We start from the raw sequence: 18852 nt of genomic DNA, 5'->3' as shown, positions 1-18852 counted from the left end.
TGTAAGGGGATCAAAGGGGAGAATGCGGTTGAAATCATTTCGCGGCTGGTTCAGGAATCTGGCGCTCGCGCGCAAGCTTATTCTTATCAATGTGGTATTCATTGTGCTGCCGCTGGGGCTGATGGGCTATTTCGCCTTCGCACGCTTCACCGAAACGACGGAGCGCAAGGTTGGCGATTATCAGCTACAGACGCTGAAGCAGCTTACCCTGAATATCGACACCTATATGAATGAGCTGAACCGGCTGACCGTGATGCCCTATCAATATCCAAAAGTAACCGATTATCTCGCAACCAGGCGCACCTCCGGTGAACCGCTGACACTGGATGAGATCAGCGGACTTAACAGCTTCGTCACTCAGGTGTTTTTGAACGGCCGGGTAGATATTCTGGGTGTCTCATTATACGGCACCGGCGGTGCCTCGTATGTGGTCATGCCGGAGAGCCAGTATGTGACAACCTATAAGCTCGACGAGAATGTCAGCTGGCTGAACAAGTTCAAGGGTCACTACGGGCAGCCTGTGTATGTTGCCACACATGACTTAAGCTCAAGCGGCGGAAATGTGTATCAGGCCTTCTCCATTGTGCGGGAGCTGCGCAGCTTCGATGACGGGGTGACCCTCGGGTACATTGTCATTGATGTGGACCCCAAGTTCATCAGTGAGATTCTGTCCAAAGTAAAGCTGGACGCCAAGGAGCTGCTGTACATTACGGATGATTCCGGCAAACTGGTCATCGGTAAGGATCATGGACTGCCGCAGGCAGCGCCTTCCCTGTCTCCGGATAATGCCAGTGAAGGGGTAAGTCATGTGAAGTCGGAGGGGGAAGGGCTGCTGATGGCCCACATAACTTCTGAAGTGACCGGCTGGACCACGGTGGGCATTGTACCGGTCTCCAGTCTGATGAAAGATACCGAGGTTCTGCGCACATACATTATTCTTATTGGCATCATCTGTGTAGGCCTGGCCCTGCTGCTGTATGTGTTCATCGCCTACCGGATCACCCAGCCTCTGCGCAAGCTGAGCCGGCTGATGCGCAGTGTCGAGCGCGGTGATCTCAGCAGGGCTTTTCCGGTGAGCGGTACGGACGAGGTAGGAATGCTGGGCCATTCATTTAACGGCATGCTTGCCAAGCTCAGCGAGCTGGCGTATCTGCTCTATGAGACAGAGATCCGGGAGAAGGATGCGCAGATTGCCGCGCTGCAGAGCAAGATCAATCCGCATTTTCTGTACAACACACTGGGCTCTATCAGCATGTACGCCGAGCTTGAGGGCAGTCCGGAGATTATTACGATGTCCAACAATCTCAGCAAGCTGCTGCGCTACAGCCTCAGCGGGCGCAAAGAGCATGTGACGCTTCAGGATGAGCTGGACCATGTCAGCGGGTATATGACAATCCAGCAGATGCGCTATGAAGAGCGCATTCGCTTCACGATGACTATCGAACCTTCGCTGCTCGGCAGTGAGGTTATCCCGCTGATGATCCAGCCGCTGGTGGAGAATGCAATTAATCATGCACTGGACAAAGGTGTTGGCCGGGGCCGCATATCGCTGACTGCAGACAGCAGCAGTCAGGTGCTTAGAATCACTATCGAAGATGACGGCATCGGCATGAATGCGGAAGCGCTTGAGGCACTCCGGCTCCATCTGCGGAATACGAAGGAGCTGGGTGGACGCTCAGGCAACGGTCTGCTGAATGTTCACCGCCGGATTGTGCTGCATTATGGCGATGAATATGGTCTTTCGCTGGAGAGTATGCCTTATCAGGGCTTCAAGGCAGTGCTCAAGCTGCCGGTTATTACCCATCAGGGCAGAGCAAGGGAGGATGACGGAGTTGCCTAAAATACTGATTGTTGACGATGAATCTGTCTTCCGCAAAGGTCTGCGCAAAATGATCACCAGCCTGGAGGGGAACTGGGAGGTGGTCGGTGAAGCCACTGACGGCTATGATGCGCTTGACAAGCTGGCCGAGCTGTCACCTGAAGTGCTGCTCACCGATATCCGCATGCCGCGGATGGACGGAATCCAGCTGCAGCAGATGGCGGGAGGGCGTTTCAAGGATCTGATGACCGTCGTGGTCAGCGGCTATGACGAGTTCGCTTATGTGCAGCAGTCGATGCGCCAGGGGGCGAAGGATTATCTGATGAAGCCGGTTGAACGCCAGGAGCTGGGGCGTGTGCTGGAGAGATTGGGGCGGGAACTGGCCGAGCGCAAGGCGCATCCGGCGCGTAAGGAAGAACTGTGGCAGGTCCAGCCTGTGCTGAAGCGGCATGTGGCCGGTCATCTGATCGAGAGTCTGCTGAAGGGCAAAACAGAAGACAGCGACCTGCAGCTGCTGCGGGAGATGGGTTTTGCCTTCGGGCATCCCTACTTCATCTGCATGGTGATCAAGCTGGATAAGCATTCGGTGGAGAAGGAGCGTTATCAGCGGGGCGATGCCTCCCTGTTCCTCCTGTATATCCAGCAGGTGGTCCAGGAAATGATTGACCGCCATGCTACAGGCATAAGCTTCGTGCTGTCGGATACCGAGGTCGTGGCTTTGCTGAATATAGCTGAGCTGCAGCATTCCTTATCGGCCCCGGGAGCTCTGGGCGACCTGATCCGCAGGCAGATCCGCTCTTTGTCCAACCTGACGGTAACCATCGGGGTCAGTAATCCGGCGGAAGGGCTGCCGGGTATTCCGAAAGCTTATAATGAAGCCGGAATTGCCCTCCTATACCGGTTGATCGAAGGCGGTGACAAGCTGCTCGATTATGCCAAAATGACAGAGCGCCCCCATTCCGGAAGCGGACCCTTGAAATGGTCATGGGAGATGCTGGAGAAGTCGATTACCGGGGGCAGAGTGGCCAGTATCGGCCCGATTGTTGAACATATGATTGAAGAGCTGTGCAGTATGGCAGAATCGCCGGAGAGCATTCATCAGCAAATCTGCAAGCTGCTGCTGTACTACTACGAATTATCCGAAGAGCTTAATGTTACCGAATCCTGGCTGGGGTCAAAGGATATCCGCAAGGTGCTGTTCGATGTGTGCAGCCTGTCTTCGCGGCAGGAGCTGGCCGAGAAATGCCGCGGATTGCTGCTTACTCTGACGGGTTGTATTGCGAAGTCCAGAGAGGTGAAGGATCTCGATCCGGTTGCCGCTGCCCAGCGCTACATTTCGCAGCATTATGATCATCCGCTAAGCCTTAAGGAAGTGGCGGACGAGGTGTATTTGAACCCGGCGTATTTCAGCAATCTGTTCAAGCAGAGGACCGGCGTCACTTTTATCGAGTTCCTGACGCATATCCGGATGGAAGAGGCCCGCAAGAAGCTGGCCTTCACAGATGACAAAATCAGCAGGATCGCTGAGGAGACGGGCTTTGGCAATGTGCGCCATTTCAACCGGGTGTTTAAGAACTGCTGCGGTCTCTCGCCCAAAGAATACAGGGACAGCACTCGTAACGTGCAGGCGGCTCTAATTGATAGGAAGGACTGACAGTAAGGACTAGTGAGGATTAAAAGGACTAATAAGGACTAATAAGACTGTAGCAAGGCCGGATTGCATGAAATCTAATCACACGGGAATCTGGAGGATGAAATAATGACGAATCAGCAACGTGCGGAATATCCGCGTCCGCAATTTGTACGCGATAATTGGGTGAATTTGAACGGGGAGTGGGAGTTTGCTTTTGACGATGACAATGCGGGTACCCGGGAACAGTGGCATCTGGGGAATAAACCGCTGGCCCGGCGGATACAGGTTCCGTTTGCTTTTCAGAGCAGCCTGAGCGGAATCGGCGATCCCGGATTTCATGACATCGTCTGGTACCGGCGGGAGCTGGAGATTCCGGAGAGTTTTGTAGACCAAGAGATTCTGCTGCATTTCGGCGCTGTGGATTACGAAGCCTCCGTCTGGCTCAACGGGATACTGGTGGCGAAGCATGAGGGCGGGCATACGCCGTTCCATACCGGGATTAGCGCCGCACTGGCGCCAGCAGGCCAGCCTAATATTCTGGTGGTCAAGGCTGTGGATTACAGCAAGGACGTGACTTTGCCCCGGGGCAAGCAATACTGGAAAAGCGATTCGGCCAGCATTTTCTATACCCGGACAACGGGGATCTGGCAGACGGTGTGGATGGAGGCGGTATCGTCCGTCTATCTCGGCAAGGTGAAGCTGACGCCGGATATTGACCGCAAGAGCATTGAGATCCGTTCCTTCATTAAAGGTGCGCTGACCAGTAATGGAGAGCTGAACAGTGATTCCCTGAAACTTCAGGTGGAGATCACGTTTGAGGGTCAGCCGATTTCAGGTGATGTGTACTCTGTGCGCAACCCGGAAGAGTCCCGGAGCATTACCCTCAGTGATTTCAACGACCATGGGCACGGGCACTGGTGGTCGCCGGAGCAGCCGAATCTCTATGATGTCACTTTTACCCTGCTGGATGGTGGGAAGGTGCTGGATCAGGTAACCAGTTATTTCGGTATGCGCAAAATCTCGGTCGAAAGCGGCAGACTCTCCCTCAACAACCGCCCTTATTTCATGAAGCTGGTGCTGGATCAGGGGTATTTCCCGGACGGCAACCTGACACCACCCAGTGATGAGGCGATCCGCCGCGATGTCGAGCTGACCAAGGAGATGGGCTTCAACGGTGCGCGCAAGCACCAGAAGCTGGAGGACCCGCGTTACCTGTACTGGTGTGACAAGCTGGGCTTACTTGTCTGGGGCGAAGCGGCCAATGCCTATGAATACTCGGAAGAGTATGTCCGCCGCTTCACCCAGGAATGGCAGGAGAGCATCGAACGGGATTACAACCATCCTTCGATTGTGGTTTGGGTTCCGCTCAACGAGAGCTGGGGTGTGCCGAACATCGCTGCCGACAAACAGCAGCAGCAGCATGCCCAAGCGATGTACCACCTGACCAAGTCGCTGGACGGGACGCGGCCGGTTGTCTCCAATGACGGCTGGGAGCTGGTCACCACAGACCTGTTCAACATCCACGATTACGAGTGGCGGCGCGAGGTGCTTGAGCAGCGCTATTCCTCCGTGGAGCAGGCCGTCAGCGGCCTGCCGGGTAACCGCAAGCTGGCGGTAGAAGGTTTCCCGTATGCGGACCAGCCGATTCTCATCACAGAATTCGGCGGCGTCGCCTACAAAAAAAGCGACTGGGACGGCTGGGGCTACTCCGGCGCAGAGAACGACGAAGACTTCGCCGCGCGTCTGCGGGCGGTGATACAGCCGCTGCTGCTTTCCGGGGTGGTGCAGGGCTACTGCTACACCCAGCTTACGGATGTGGAGCAGGAGATCAACGGCCTGCTGACTTATGACCGCGTACCGAAGTTGCCGCTGGAGCTTATTCGGGCTATTAATGAGGGGAAATAGGCGTAGGAATAGTTAGGCGAAGCTCATGCTGTTAAGTCCAGGCTATAGAAAAGCTGCCTTCCGGTACGGAAATCGTACGGAGGCAGCTTTTTTAACTTTTTTAGCACGGAGCTATGCGAAATCCTGCACTAAATACAACAATCGGCGCCTTTTAAATCCCGTTATAGGGAATTGTTGTACGAAATGCAACAATCTGTGCCCGGGATGCGCCAATCTGATGATAATCTTGCAAAAAGTACAACAATTTGTGAACGCAGCCGCCAACTGAGCGGAAATCCTGCAAAAAGTACAACATTTTTCGGCTCAGCGCAACCGGTTGACTGAAATCTTGCACAAATTACAACAATGAGCAGTCCCAGAGGTCAAGTAAGCTGATAGCAATCCTGTAAAAAGTACAACTACCAGCCGCCGGCATTTGTATACAGATACTGGTGAAGGGGGCGTGGAGCGTATGCAAACTTCTTTGTCTGACAGTGAATTTGGACTGGAGCAGACTCAACAAGTTTTACCCGGCAGTCAGCCGAGCCGCCTCCCCCACCGTAACCAATCTCTCGCTCCCCAGCGTCATATCCTTGAGCCGCAGCTTGCCCTCAGCCGCCTCACTCTCGCCAACCATAATGACATACCGGATGCCCTTGGCACTCGCTGCGGCCAGCGTTTTTTTGAGCTTGCGCGAGCCGGTGTCTACACCCGTGCGGATGCCGGAGGCCCGCAGCGCAGCGGCGGCAACCAGAGCCTGCGGCAAATATCCGCCTATCGGAATGATCAGGACGCCGGAACGGTCCGCCGTATCCGCCGGACGTTCGCCCAGCAGGGCCATGATCGACTCCATGCCGAAGGAGATCCCGACCGTCGGGTACACGATATCATCACGCCCGACGAGCTTCCCGATGATCGCATCATATCTGCCGCCGCCGCCCAGGCTTGAGGTATAGCTGCCGGAAGCGTCGAAGATTTCATAGACGGTTCCGGTATAGAATGAGAGGCCGCGCGAGAGAAAGGCATCGAAGACGCAAACGGCGCCTAGTCCAATCGCGTCAATCAGCTGCTGCAGCGCAAGAACCTCCAGCGCCCCGGGCTGCCCGTCAAGCTTATACTTCTCCACCAGCTGCCCGAACCCCGGATTGTTAAGCGTAAGCAGCTCGGCAATCCGCTGAACCGTGTCAGCCGTTAGCTGCTTATCCGTCAGCTCTGCCAGCACCCCCTCGCTGCCGATCTTGGCCAGCTTGTCGAGGGTCAGCATTACGGAGAGCTGCTCCTCTGGCGGAACGCCGACCGCGCCCAGAATCTCGCCCAGGAACCGGCGGTTGTTCCACTTTAGCACTACCGGAATCTCCAGTCTGCGGAAGACCTCCGCGGCCAGCTGCATCAGCTCTGCTTCAGCCTGCGGGCCGGCAATGCCGACGACGTCCGCGTCACATTGCAGGAATTCGCGCAGGCGGCCTTTTTTGACCGGCCCATCCCGAAACACCTTGCCGATCTCGTAGCGCCGATATGGGAACTCGATTCCCGGATTCATGGCAATCACCTTGGCAAAAGGGATCGTCAGATCGTAACGCAGCCCCAGCCTGCGCCCGCCCTGATCAGCCAGCTGGTACATCTCGCGGAGAATCTCATCGCCCCCGGCGTATTTGGAGGTCAGCAGCTCCAGCTCGTTCAGCAGCGTCGTATCCATCGACTCGAAGCCGTACAGCTCGAACAGCTCCTGGAGTGTGGTACGGACATTCTGGCGGATGGCCTGTTCGCGGCCGAAATAATCATACGTTCCTTTAATATTTTGCATCATTAGCAGCTCCCTTGTTATTGAATTCCGGTAAAATAAAAAACGCGCCGGACCCCGTGGTCCCGCGCGCTTCGATATGCCGCAGGGAGGTCAAACGCGAAATGCGTTAGCCCTCCCTGAATGAATTCAGGTGTGTGCTAACGCTGCTTGTGATGATGAAGTTGATTCGGTATGATGGACAGGCAGTTCATGTGAATCAATTCCCTTCAGCTTTTAATTACTGCACATTATAGCGGATCAGGGACAGCTGTGCAATACCTATATCCCTATTTTCACAAAGGAGCAATCATAATGAATCATACAGAGCTTATCACAGAAGCAGAGAACTTCGCCAAAGAACAGCTCGGCCAGGATACCACCGGCCATGACTGGTTTCACACTAACCGCGTGCGCAATACAGCGGCGCTGATCGCAGGGATGGAGGGGGCCAACGTGGTGATCTGCACAATCGCCGCGCTGCTGCATGATGTGGCCGACGAGAAGCTGAATCCCTCCAAAGAAGCAGGACTGCTCAAAGTACATACTTGGCTGGCCGCACATCTCCCGGATGAAGCTGCAAACAAGCAGATTATGGAGATCATCTCGACGATGTCGTTCAGCGGCGGCGGTGGCGCACCGATGTCTACGCTGGAAGGACAAGTGGTGCAGGATGCGGACCGTCTGGATGCGCTGGGGGCGATCGGGATTACGCGTACAATGGTCTTTTCAGGAGCCAAAGGCCGTCCGGTCTATGATCCGGAAATTCCGCCAAGGGACGAATCGCTGAAAGAGGAATACCGCAACTATTCCAAGGGAACGGCGGTCAATCATTTTTATGAGAAGCTGCTTAAGCTTAAGGACCTCATGAACACCTCTTACGGCAAACAGCTGGCGGAGGAGCGGCATCAGTTTATGCTGATTTTTTTGGAGCAATTTTATAAGGAATGGAATCAAGGGGCAGAGTAGGTGTTATAATGGAATAATGCGCAAGATGGATGGAACGCGGGAGACCCCGCTTGAACCGGAACAATCGGCATAGAAGAGGTTGGATACAATATGAGTGAAGTACAAGTACAGTTTAGTGATTATGGTTTAAATGAAGAGATTATCCGCGCGCTGGAGGTTCTGAAGTACGTAGACCCCACCGAGGTGCAGCGGAAGGTCATTCCGGTAGCGCTGAAGGCGCAGGATCTGATCGTGAAGTCACAGACGGGTAGCGGCAAAACCGCAGCCTTCGCCATTCCGCTCTGTGAGCTGGTCGATTGGAATGAGAACAAACCCCAGGCGCTGGTGCTGACCCCAACCCGGGAGCTGGCACAGCAGGTGCGGGAGGACATTACGAATATCGGGCGCTTCAAGAGGATTAAGGCGGTAGCGTTGTTCGGCAAGCAGCCTTTTGCCCCGCAGAAGATTGAGCTGACTCAGAAAACGCATGTGGTCGTTGGCACGCCAGGCCGTGTATTTGACCATATCGACCGTGGAACGCTGAATCTCAGCCGGATTAAATATCTGGTGATTGATGAAGCGGACGAAATGCTCAGCATGGGCTTCATTGAGCAGATTGAGAAGATTATCAAGCAACTGCCGAAGGAACGTGTAACGATGCTGTTCTCGGCGACGCTGCCGGAAGTAATTAAGAATCTGTGCCGTAAGTACATGACGGAGCCGGTGGATATCGAGATCGAAGCCAGCGGAATTACGACGGCGTCGATTGAGCATGCGCTGATTGAAGTGAGACAAGCTGCCAAGTTTGGACTGCTGAGCGACCTGCTGACGGTGGAGAATCCGGATAGCTGTATTATTTTTTGCCGCACCCAGGAGCAGGTGAATGCCCTCTTCCGCGGAATGGCGGATCTGGAATATCCGGTGGACAAAATCCACGGCGGCATGGAGCAGGACGAGCGTTTTGAGGTCATGAATGCATTTAAGCGGGGCCAATTCCGTTATCTGATCGCCACCGACGTTGCAGCCAGAGGGATTGATATCGAGAACATCACCCATGTCATTAACTACGATATCCCGCTCGAAAAAGAGAGCTACGTCCACCGCACCGGCCGGACCGCCCGCGCAGGCAAAAGCGGTAAAGCGATCACCTTCGTTACGCCGAACGAGCACAAATGGGTCAAGGAAATCGAAGGCTACATCGGCTTCACCCTGCCGGAGATGAAAGCTCCTTCAGATGATGCCGTGGCCTACGCCAAACCGGCGTTCGACCTGAAGCTGGGCAAGCAGCAGGTCCGCAAAGCCGGCAAAACCGAGGTCATGAACCAGGACATCATGAAGCTCTACTTCAACGGCGGCAAGAAAAAGAAGCTCCGCGCGGTCGATTTCGTCGGCACTATCGCCAAGCTTGAGGGCATCACAGCGGCGGACATCGGAATCATCACGATCCAGGACAACGTAACCTACGTCGATATTCTGAACGGCAAAGGCTCGCTTGTGCTGCAGGCGATGAAGGAGACAACCGTGAAGGGCAAGCTGCTGAAGTGCCATATCGCGAAGAAATAAGATGTTTCAAAGAGCTGTCACACCAATTGTTATACGGGGTGGCGGCTTTTTTGCGATGTATGAGAGCCTGCGAACAAATGTATGCGAAAAACCGGATACAATGTGTCACCGCTACTGGGGAAGCCGATTATCCGGGAAATGTTGGAGGTAAAGGAGCAGATACGTTTAGCGGCGCCAAGGTTTTGTCCTGAGTGATACATATGCTCCAGGACAACGTGACTTTTGCGGCTGCAAAAATCACGGAGATCACGTAGATTTCAACATAAGTTATTTGCACGATCTGGATGGGCGTGCTGTAAACTTGGCCGAAACGAGGATGAACTGGACTGAGTTGAACTAAATTAAACTAAATTAAACTGGAACTACCTAACCAAGGAGGATGGTGGACTATGAAAAGTGTGAGAAGCCGCGAGTTTGCCGTGCCTTTTCTGCAACGTCTAATCCAGGTGGATACCTGTAATCCTCCAGGCAATGAGCACAAGCTGTCTCTACTGCTGCAGGAGGTGTTGAGGGAGCTGGGCATATCCAGCAGCATTACGATTGTGGAGCAGGGGCGGAGCAACCTGGAGGCGGTGATTGCCGGCTCCGGCAACCGGAAGCTGATGTTCTGCGGCCATCTTGATACGGTCAGTCCCTGGAGCGCAGCAGCAGGCAGCTATCCCCCGCATGGTGCGGTGATTGAGGGGGGCCGGATGTACGGCCGGGGCACCTCGGATATGAAAAGCGGCCTGGCCGCCATGCTGCTCGCCGCAGCTTCCCTGCACCAGGACGGCATCCGGCTGGCCGGTGATCTGCTCTTCCTGGCGACAGCCGGGGAAGAGGTGGACAGCTGCGGCGCACGGGTGTATGCCGAGCAGCACAGGCATGACCTGCCGGAGCTGGACGGCCTCGTCATCGGCGAACCAACCGGCAGCCGGGTGGCGGTCGGCCACAAAGGCGCCCTCTGGCTGCGCATCTCCCTCTTCGGGCGCAGCGCCCACGGCTCCATGCCGCAGCTTGGACTCAATGCGGTGGAGGGCATGATGGAGATCATCGCGCTGCTGCACCGCCATGCGCTGGAGTGGCAGGCCACTGATCCGGTTCTTGGTTCAAGCAGCTTGTCTGTAAACAAGATTACCGGTGGTGTACAGACCAATGTGGTCCCGGATTCCTGCACCATCGATGTGGATATCCGCACCGTTCCGCCGCTGGAGCATGGTCCGCTGCTGCGGGAGATTGAGGACAAGCTGCAGGAGATTCAGCAGCTTCATCCGGACTACCGTTATCAGGTGGAGCAGCTGCTGGACCGGAGTGTGGTCTATACTGATCCCGGCCAGCGTTTGATTACTGCGGCTTTGGAAATTGCTGCGCAGCAGAGGCGGCAGGGCCAAGCGGGAGGCCCTGCTGAAGAAGCAGAAAGTGATGCGGCAAAAGAAGTAACTCCAATCCAAGGTGTGCCTTATTACACGGACGGCTCCGTGCTGCATGATAATGGCAGGCTCCCGGTTCTGATCTATGGTCCGGGCGACCACCGCCTCGCCCATCAGCCGGATGAATGGGTGGATATTGAGGCCTACCTGGAATCAATCGACTTTTATAGAGAGCTGGCGGTCCGTTTTCTGGGCAAGGCGGATGAGTAGAAGACGCAACGCTGACGAGGCAGATGCCACTCTTAAACGAATAAACTGGGGCATAGGTAACCCTGCAATTTGGTTGATTGTACTTTATACGCCGTTTCTAAGGTTGTAATAAACTTCGGATTTCGTTGCCGACTATTCTGGTATCCCAAGGCGAAAAGAACACATTCACACCATCATCAACAAGAGAAAAGGAGAAGGCAAACGGCCCGCCGGTATATAGGACTACCTGATAATATTCCGGATCACCATCCGTATTCTGAGGGCTGTAATTTTGGGTGTTTTTTCCGCTTTCCAGCAAGTGAACGAAGCGCTTGGTTTCATCATCGGTTAGAGTTTTGTAAGGCTTCACATCATCCTGATGATATAGTTCAACCCGCTCTATATTGTGTTTAATGACGTCGTTATATCGCTGCTGCAGGTTATTGGCGTAATCATCCTCTACATATAAGCGGTATCCGCCGATGCGTGTTTCATCTTTGGCGGCAATAACTTCGTCTGTCTTAAAGCCTTCAATGCGGTATAGCTTAGTTCCTTTTTCCAAAAAGGCAGCATCACCATCCTTCGTCTGGTAATGAGGATTAGTAACGACATCCGCGACTTTAAAATTTACTTCGCCAACAGTTTCCATGGTGACTTGAGCCGGATTCTTAATCACGTTTTCCCAAGATCCGGTGTAGGAATGTCCATTTAACTTTAGGAAATCCACCCAGTCAATTGCAGAGCCGCCCTTAATCCGAGTACTGCCCGAGCAGCCGCACAGGACTATAACAGCCGTTAGCACGATGAGTAATTTTATTTTCATCCTAAGACCCCCGTTTTCTTGAGTTGCATTACTTATACTAATTGACGAAACTGTTCACGGGAGGTTGCGGGAATGAGGCCCGTGAACGCAAAAAAAACCTTGCGAAGTGCAGCCCGCAGGCCGCATCTCGCAAGGTTTTTGATGTGTACTCTTAAGCATTATACTGCGCCTGATACAGACGGCTGTAGGTTCCGCCGGCATTAACCAGATCCTCATGGCGGCCTTCCTCGGAGATGCCGTCCTCGCTGACCACGATAATCCGGTCGGCATTCTTGATCGTTGTTAGGCGGTGGGCGATGACAAGGGTTGTGCGGCCCACGGACAGGTCAGCCAGCGACTGCTGAATCGCGGCTTCGGTCTCGGTGTCGAGGGCCGAAGTGGCTTCGTCCAGAATCAGAATCGGCGGATTCTTGAGGAACATACGGGCGATCGCCAGGCGCTGCTTCTGTCCGCCGGACAGCTTGACGCCGCGTTCCCCGATAACGGTATCCATCCCGTTCGGCAGGCTGTTGATCAGCTCCTCCAGGTGAGCCTGACGTGCGGCCTGCCAGATCTCCGGCAGCTCTGCATCCAGCTTGCCGTAAGCGATATTCTCACGGATCGTGCCGGAGAAGAGGAACACATCCTGCTGCACGATCCCGATCTGCTTCCGCAGCGAGCTGAGCTTCATATCGCGGATATCGATCCCGTCGATGGAGATGGCTCCGCCGGTCACATCATAGAAGCGGGGAAGCAGGCTGCAGATCGTTGTTTTACCGGCGCCGGAAGGTCCGACGAAGGCAATGGTTTCACCGGCGTTAACGTTCAGGCTAATATCCGCCAGAACCGTACGGTCCGCTTCATAGCCGAAGCTGACATTGCTGAAGCTGATATCCCCGCGGAGTGAGCCTACTTCTACAGCATCCGGTTTATCGGCGATATCGGGCTCGGTATCAATGACTTCAAGATAACGCTTGAACCCGGCAATCCCCTTCGGATAGCTCTCGATGACGGAGTTGATTTTCTCAATCGGGCGGAAGAAGACGTTAGCCAGCAGGATGAAAGCGACGAATTCCCCGATCTCAAGCTCTCCCTGAATGAAGAACCAGGCGCCGCAGACCATGACTACAATGGTAATCAGACGGGTCATCATATAGCTGACCGACGAGCTTTTGGCCATCAGCTTATAAGCCATCAGCTTGGTCTGGCGGAACTTCTGGTTGTCCACAGCGAACAGCTCTTTCTCATATTCCTCATTGGCAAAAGACTGAACCACACGAATCCCGCCGACATTGTCCTCGATCCGGGCATTAAAGTTACCCACATTGCCGAACAGACGATGGTAAGTTTCCGTCATATTGCGGCCGAAATGGATGATGACCCAGGCCATAACCGGCACGATGATGAAGGTGATCACAGCCAGCTGGAGATTGATATCCGCCATCAGAATAAATGCACCGATCAGTGTCATGACAGCGATGAACACATCCTCCGGCCCGTGATGGGCCACTTCGCCGATATCGTTCAGGTCATTGGTAATTCTGCCGAGCAGATGACCTGTTTTGTTATTATCGAAGAAGCGGAAGGACAGCTTCTGGATATGATCGAACATTTTTTTGCGCATATTGGTCTCAATGTTAATGCCCAGCATGTGCCCCCAGTAAGTGACAACATAGTTCATTGCCGTATTCAGCGCGTAAATTCCGAGCAAGACCACACAGGCAATCAGAATCAGCGGCCAGTCCTGACCCGGCAGCAGATCATCAATGAATTTATTGACCGCTACGGGAAAAGCAAGCTCCAGCAGACCGGCACCTACCGCACAGGTGAAGTCGAGGATAAACAGCTTCTTATAAGGACGGTAATAGGAGAAAAAACGACGCAGCATCTCTTGTTCACTCTTTTCTGTAGTGTTATGTATCTGGTTATTGAGATTGATTCTCAAGTGAACCTTATTCTTAGGATACTAAAGAGGGTTACATGATTTGTCAACGGTAAGATGTTTAAAATTACATGTAATTCATCTGATTTATTACCATTTCACCCAGTCGTGAAAGGCTATTTCCACATATTTTAACTGTATTCAAGTATAAAGGAGGAGTTAACATGAGCGAAAATGTTGGGGGATACGGCGGAGTATTCACTTCCACTGGCGCGATTCTGGTTCTGTTCATCCTGCTCGTAATCATTACTAAATCCTTCTGGATTTAATTAGGCTTCACCTATCTGTGCTGCCGCCGGTCCTGGAGACCGGCGGTTTTTCCTGTTGCTGATTTTGTTCAGGCGCATTGTCAAGCCTTTGAAATAACTTTAAGTTGTGCAGCCTTCAGCGTAAAGAGATATAATGGCCACATGTGCCATGGATCTGAACGTCTACTACATACAGCAGCTTTATTCCCTGACAAGCCCTGGGCTTGATGGGTATTTTGCTGCGGCCTTGGAGGAACAACATGAAATTCAGCCGTCAAAAAAGCAACATAGCGGAGCCAGGCTTGTCCGCGCATGATTCAAATACCGCCAGCCGTTGGATGCTCATCACCGGTATTATTTGTGTCGCAGCTGCGCTGCGTGCCCCGTTCACTTCAGTCGGACCTCTGCTGGAGATGATCCGTGATGACCTGGGCTTGTCTAATACCCTGGCTGGAGCGATCACGACCTTGCCGTTACTGGCCTTTGCGCTACTATCACCATTCGCCCCACAGCTAGCCCGCAAAGTTGGACTTGCCAATATCCTGATGCTGGCTATGCTTACGCTGTCAATGGGGATTCTCGTCCGTTCAGCTTCCGGAACGGTTACCTTGTTTGCGGGTACGGCAATGATTGGCCTGTCCATTGCCGTCTGCAATGTGCTGCTGCCGGGACTGATCAAGGGGAAATTCCCGCACCGCATCGGCCTGATGACCGGAATCTACACGGTCTCCATGAATATATGTGCAGCTGCTGCTTCAGGAATCAGTGTTCCATTGGCCTCCCATGCGGGGCTTGGGTGGAGGGGAACCCTGGCTTTGTGGTTTATCATCTCTGCGCTGGCTACACTGCTCTGGATTCCGCAGATGAAGAGCCTAAGCCCAAGCGGTACAGGCGCCGTGCGGTCTTCGGCCGTGCGCGTATGGCGCTCCCCGCTCGCCTGGCAGGTTACATTGTTCATGGGGCTGCAGTCGTTGCTCTATTATGTCCTGATCGCCTGGTTTTCGGTTATTCTCGGGGAGCGGGGAATGTCCTCCAGCCATGCGGGATGGATTCTCTCACTGATGCAGCTGGCACAGCTGCCGTTTACATTCTTTGTTCCGCTCTGGGCCGGACGGATGAAGAACCAGCGTCTGCTGGTAGTTATTACTTCTATCCTGTTTATCATTGGCATCCTTGGAATTTGGCTGGGCAGCACGGAGCTGATGGCGGTATGGGCGGTATGCATTGGAATCGGCGGGGGATTTGCTTTTGGACTGGCGATGATGTTCTTCAGCCTGCGCACCCGGACTACGCAGGAAGCCAGTGAGCTGTCGGGCATGGCCCAGTCTGCCGGTTATCTGCTGGCCGCGATGGGACCCGCACTGTTCGGTCTGCTGCATGATGCTACGAACAGCTGGAACACACCGCTGGCACTGCTGGCGGCAGCAAGCGTGCTCTTGTTCGCGGCAGGAATGGGAGCCGGACGCGACAGATACGTTGGTGACAGGGGATAGCGGATTATAATGAACACGGATATATTTATTATTTTCATGGATTACCTCACACATTCCATTTACAATCGGATGGTATATTAAGGATATCCTCAGCTTGTATGTGCTATATATGTTTATGAACTATGGACTCCGCCACTTGCTGGCGGGGTCAATTTTTTTGATAACTATAAGAATTTATATGTTTCACAGGATCACTTATCCTTCTATTTCTCGCTGAAACGTTACCGTCCTTAGAAAAGAACGGCTGCCGTATCCAATTACAGCTAAATTCAATACGCTTAGTTTGTATAAGATTTTGGCAGAGAAAGTGCATTGAAAGCTGATCAGGACATGCTACTATTGTCATTAAGATTACATGAGAATGATAATCAATGAAAACAGACATAGGAGTGAAGAGAGAAATGACAAACCGGGGCCGGAAGTTTATCTGGACAATCGTACTTATGCTGGCAATGTCCGCTTTGGCGGCTTGCGGGACTGCTAACAAGGCTGCGGAGGGCAACGCTGTCCAAGCAGGGAATGCAGCGGAAGAGGCAGCAGCAGCCAGTGCAACTCCTACAGAGAGCAGCAATAATGCCTCAGAAGAAGGAGCGACCCGTACGATTACCGGAGAATTCGGAGATGTAGAAATTCCCGTAAATCCTAAGCGGGTGGCGGGGATCTATGTAGAAGATTATCTGAAGGCACTAGGCGTTACTCCAGTGGTGCAGTGGTATCATCCAAGCTGGGGCAAGCAGGATTATCTGAATCTGGATGTGCCTGAATTCGATATCAGCGGCAGTATGGAAGCGTTGCTCGACAAAAATCCCGATCTGATCATTACCGATGGCGGTGCAGATGCCGCTAAGTATGAACAATATTCCATGGTGGCGCCAACCTACCGTTTGCCGGAGAGCGTGCTCCAGGATTCAAGGCTAATGCTCACAGCGATTGCCGACGCGCTGGGTATTCCGGAGAAGGGTGAGGCTGTGCTTGCGGAGTATGACCAGAAGGTAGCCGAGGGTAAAGCCAAGCTGCAGCAGGCTCTGGGACAGGAAAAGGTAGCTGTAATCCGGCTTAATGTCGCGGACAAAACCTTTGCTCTTTTTGGAGTCAAAAACCGCTTTACCGGTGTGCTCTATGATCAATTCGGTCTGACACCTGTCCCGATGGCCGCTGAGATGACGGAATATCAGTCCATTATTTCCGAAGAAGTGATACCAGCGCTTGAAGCGGATCACATCATTGTATTCCCTGACAACGGAGACTGGGATACTGCGGCTAATCAGGAGGCGATCCAGATTCTCGATGGCCCTCTATGGAAGAACCTGCCTGCGGTGAAGAACGGGAACATCTACAGAATGGAACGTTCCCACTGGCAGTCTGGTGCAATCACGGCAAATACGATGAAGCTTGACGATCTGCTTAAGGTCATGGTGAAATAACCTGATTTTGATGAAGCATGTGAAAAGAAGGTCTATCAGCACAGTTGATAGATCTTCTTTTTTGTTTTACACTGAATTGGTGATAATGATTCTCAATAAGGTGGGGTAGAATGGCGGATCTAGTACAGGAAAATACCGGAAGAAGGCTATTCTATAGCCTGATTAACATAGAAACCGTTGCCCAGTCCCCGTCTGAAAATGAACCGACAGATGTGTACAAGGAACATACATTAATTATAGTTTCGGAAGGGCAGGGCTGGCTCAAAGCGGATGATAGGCAATATCCCTTGGAGAAAGGTGCCGGATTTCTGATAGAGGCCGGATCACTAAACAGAATCCGGGCCGGAGAGCGGGGACTGAGCTTTTACCGGATTGGCTTTGAGGTTATTCATACCGGAGGGAGCAAACCTAACGGAGTGGAAAGGAAGTCTGGAGATGGCATGCTCCGGCCGGGACTCCTTAACTGCAGACCTTATTCACAGTGTGTACTGCTGCTGGATTCCATTTATCATAGCCGCAGGAGTGCCGAGGATATTGAATGGTTTGCGGCTCAGACCCGTTTTCAGGAGCTCCTGCTGCTGATCATGCGGGCGAATTCTCCGGCGATGAAGACCAGGGATGATCATGAGGCGGTGGAGCGTTCGATCCGCTATATGGAGGACCATTTCAATGAATCCTTATCTGTCGACCAGCTGGCTGAGCTTGCAGGAATTGGCCGTGCGCGTTATACCCAGCTTTTTAGAGAGATTACCGGTCAGATTCCCTTGGAGTACTTGAATGGACTGCGTATTGAACGGGCACAGCAGCAGCTGCTGCTGACCAGGGACCGCCTGCATGATGTTGCACTGGCTGTCGGCTACAGCAATGAGTATTATTTCAATCGCCGCTTCAAAGGAACAGTTGGTGTAACTCCCGGCCAATACAGGAGCCTTCATCAGGAGGGAGTCCGCGTATTTGCCCCTTTTCTGGAGGATTATCTGCTGGCATTGGGGATTACTCCGGTGGTGCAATATTGTCATGCCCAGTGGGGGAAGCAGGAGTATCTGGGTCTTGATCAGGTTCCTGCCTTTGATATTTCGAGCGGAGACTGGCAAGGACTCTCCCGGTATATGCCCGAGCTGATTATGCTGGATGACGGCTTTCAGCGCTGGCAGCTGGGGGAATGCCGCCAGGTGGCCCCGCTGCTCCGGCTTCCGTTCCATCAGGAGGACTGGCGGGCAACGCTCCGCTCCGCAGCCGCTGTCTTCGGCAGAACGGAACGGGTGCAGGAGGTTATCGGCCATTATGAGCAGCAAGCCCGGCAGGCCAAGCGGATGCTCAGCCGCAGCATCAGGGGACAGACGGTAGCGTTACTGCGGATATCCGCTTATGGAGTTGCTCTGTATGGCTGTGATGAGCTGGGATATTCAGCAAGTGTTCTGCATGAGGATCTGGGGCTTCAGCGGCATGGATTCGTCAGCAGGCTTACCCGGGGACAAAAGCGTGTGAATCTGAGCCGTGAAGAATTGTCTGAGCTGACTGCAGATCATCTGTTTATAACTTTTGACAAGCAGGAAGGTGAAAGCCGGGAGCTGCTCGATACACAGCTATGGAGAAGCCTGCCCGCTGTGCGCAACCGCTGTGTGTACGAGGTTGATTTCATGGCCTGGATGAATTATGGTGTGCTGTCCCATCAGCGTAAAATCGAGGATGTGCTGAAGGTACTGGCGTAGGCACCA

Annotated in this window: 13 protein-coding genes; 10 read left to right on the top strand and 3 right to left on the bottom strand. The window is 53.3% G+C overall.

From position 1 onward, the window contains the following. Positions 1 to 28: 28 nt before the first annotated feature. The 3 genes from GC101_RS18975 to GC101_RS18965 all read left to right on the top strand — a co-directional run bounded on the left by GC101_RS18975 (position 29) and on the right by GC101_RS18965 (position 5357). Positions 29 to 1840, top strand: a complete 1812-nt coding sequence (locus GC101_RS18975) for a cache domain-containing sensor histidine kinase (protein WP_246354400.1) — start codon at positions 29 to 31, stop codon at positions 1838 to 1840. Beyond that, positions 1833 to 3473, top strand: coding sequence for a response regulator (locus tag GC101_RS18970; protein ID WP_171718494.1), 1641 nt, complete (start codon positions 1833 to 1835; stop codon positions 3471 to 3473). The genes GC101_RS18975 and GC101_RS18970 overlap by 8 nt, the downstream gene beginning before the upstream one ends. A 105-nt stretch (positions 3474 to 3578) precedes the next feature. Continuing rightward, positions 3579 to 5357, top strand: coding sequence for a glycoside hydrolase family 2 protein (locus tag GC101_RS18965; RefSeq protein WP_171718493.1), 1779 nt, complete (start codon positions 3579 to 3581; stop codon positions 5355 to 5357). Positions 5358 to 5862: 505 nt separating this feature from the next. Here GC101_RS18965 and GC101_RS18960 read toward each other — a convergent pair. Continuing rightward, entirely contained in the window at positions 5863 to 7143 is a 1281-nt protein-coding gene (locus GC101_RS18960; RefSeq protein ID WP_246354399.1) for a histidine--tRNA ligase, read from the bottom strand. Positions 7144 to 7431: 288 nt separating this feature from the next. Here GC101_RS18960 and GC101_RS18955 point away from each other — a divergent pair, with 288 nt between their 5' ends. The 3 genes from GC101_RS18955 to GC101_RS18945 all read left to right on the top strand — a co-directional run bounded on the left by GC101_RS18955 (position 7432) and on the right by GC101_RS18945 (position 11246). After that, positions 7432 to 8085, top strand: coding sequence for an HD domain-containing protein (locus GC101_RS18955; RefSeq protein ID WP_171718492.1), 654 nt, complete (start codon positions 7432 to 7434; stop codon positions 8083 to 8085). Positions 8086 to 8175: 90 nt separating this feature from the next. Continuing rightward, on the top strand, positions 8176 to 9627 hold the full coding sequence (locus tag GC101_RS18950; protein WP_171718491.1) for a DEAD/DEAH box helicase: 1452 nt from the start codon (positions 8176 to 8178) through the stop codon (positions 9625 to 9627). A 389-nt stretch (positions 9628 to 10016) separates the two neighbouring features. Continuing rightward, positions 10017 to 11246 carry a M20 family metallopeptidase gene (locus GC101_RS18945; protein ID WP_171718490.1) on the top strand — a complete coding sequence of 410 codons (1230 nt, stop codon included), beginning with the start codon at positions 10017 to 10019 and terminating at the stop codon, positions 11244 to 11246. A 97-nt stretch (positions 11247 to 11343) separates the two neighbouring features. Here GC101_RS18945 and GC101_RS18940 read toward each other — a convergent pair whose 3' ends face one another. Together GC101_RS18940 and GC101_RS18935 are read right to left on the bottom strand one after the other, a co-directional pair. After that, a complete protein-coding gene (locus tag GC101_RS18940; protein WP_171718489.1) occupies positions 11344 to 12048 on the bottom strand; it encodes a hypothetical protein in 705 nt (234 codons plus the stop codon). A 151-nt stretch (positions 12049 to 12199) separates the two neighbouring features. After that, the gene (locus tag GC101_RS18935; protein WP_171718488.1) at positions 12200 to 13915 is read right to left on the bottom strand and encodes an ABC transporter ATP-binding protein; all 1716 of its coding nucleotides are present in this window, start codon (positions 13913 to 13915) and stop codon (positions 12200 to 12202) included. A gap of 218 nt (positions 13916 to 14133) precedes the next feature. Between GC101_RS18935 and GC101_RS35830 the strand changes: the two genes are divergently transcribed. The 4 genes from GC101_RS35830 (at position 14134) to GC101_RS18920 (ending at position 18846) form a co-directional block, all read left to right on the top strand. Continuing rightward, the gene (locus tag GC101_RS35830; protein ID WP_216626667.1) at positions 14134 to 14238 is read left to right on the top strand and encodes a YjcZ family sporulation protein; all 105 of its coding nucleotides are present in this window, start codon (positions 14134 to 14136) and stop codon (positions 14236 to 14238) included. A 239-nt stretch (positions 14239 to 14477) separates the two neighbouring features. Then, positions 14478 to 15710 (top strand): CynX/NimT family MFS transporter, encoded by a 1233-nt coding sequence (locus GC101_RS18930; protein ID WP_171718487.1) that lies wholly within the window; start codon positions 14478 to 14480, stop codon positions 15708 to 15710. A 401-nt stretch (positions 15711 to 16111) separates the two neighbouring features. Next, positions 16112 to 17134, top strand: coding sequence for an ABC transporter substrate-binding protein (locus GC101_RS18925; RefSeq protein WP_246354398.1), 1023 nt, complete (start codon positions 16112 to 16114; stop codon positions 17132 to 17134). Between the two features lie 110 nt (positions 17135 to 17244). Further along, positions 17245 to 18846: a helix-turn-helix domain-containing protein gene (locus GC101_RS18920; protein ID WP_171718486.1), complete on the top strand. Its 1602-nt coding sequence runs from the start codon at positions 17245 to 17247 to the stop codon at positions 18844 to 18846. The last annotated feature ends 6 nt before the right edge of the window (positions 18847 to 18852 follow it).

Origin of the sequence: Paenibacillus phytohabitans, from assembly GCF_013141775.1 — a bacterium.
Lineage (GTDB): Bacteria > Bacillota > Bacilli > Paenibacillales > Paenibacillaceae > Paenibacillus_AQ > Paenibacillus_AQ phytohabitans.
Note: the sequence above shows the minus strand (reverse complement) of the source record. Positions and strands in the feature narration are given on the sequence as shown.

Excerpts from the sequence above, each read along its gene's own strand:
- GC101_RS18950 (WP_171718491.1), top strand. The coding sequence starts at position 8,176 with ATGAGTGAAGTACAAGTACAGTTTAGTGATTATGGTTTAAATGAAGAG.
- GC101_RS18930 (WP_171718487.1), top strand. The coding sequence starts at position 14,478 with ATGAAATTCAGCCGTCAAAAAAGCAACATAGCGGAGCCAGGCTTGTCC.
- GC101_RS18925 (WP_246354398.1), top strand. The coding sequence starts at position 16,112 with ATGACAAACCGGGGCCGGAAGTTTATCTGGACAATCGTACTTATGCTG.
- GC101_RS35830 (WP_216626667.1), top strand. The coding sequence starts at position 14,134 with ATGAGCGAAAATGTTGGGGGATACGGCGGAGTATTCACTTCCACTGGC.
- GC101_RS18945 (WP_171718490.1), top strand. The coding sequence starts at position 10,017 with ATGAAAAGTGTGAGAAGCCGCGAGTTTGCCGTGCCTTTTCTGCAACGT.
- GC101_RS18940 (WP_171718489.1), bottom strand. The coding sequence starts at position 12,048 with ATGAAAATAAAATTACTCATCGTGCTAACGGCTGTTATAGTCCTGTGC.
- GC101_RS18955 (WP_171718492.1), top strand. The coding sequence starts at position 7,432 with ATGAATCATACAGAGCTTATCACAGAAGCAGAGAACTTCGCCAAAGAA.
- GC101_RS18920 (WP_171718486.1), top strand. The coding sequence starts at position 17,245 with ATGGCGGATCTAGTACAGGAAAATACCGGAAGAAGGCTATTCTATAGC.
- GC101_RS18965 (WP_171718493.1), top strand. The coding sequence starts at position 3,579 with ATGACGAATCAGCAACGTGCGGAATATCCGCGTCCGCAATTTGTACGC.
- GC101_RS18960 (WP_246354399.1), bottom strand. The coding sequence starts at position 7,143 with ATGATGCAAAATATTAAAGGAACGTATGATTATTTCGGCCGCGAACAG.
- GC101_RS18935 (WP_171718488.1), bottom strand. The coding sequence starts at position 13,915 with ATGCTGCGTCGTTTTTTCTCCTATTACCGTCCTTATAAGAAGCTGTTT.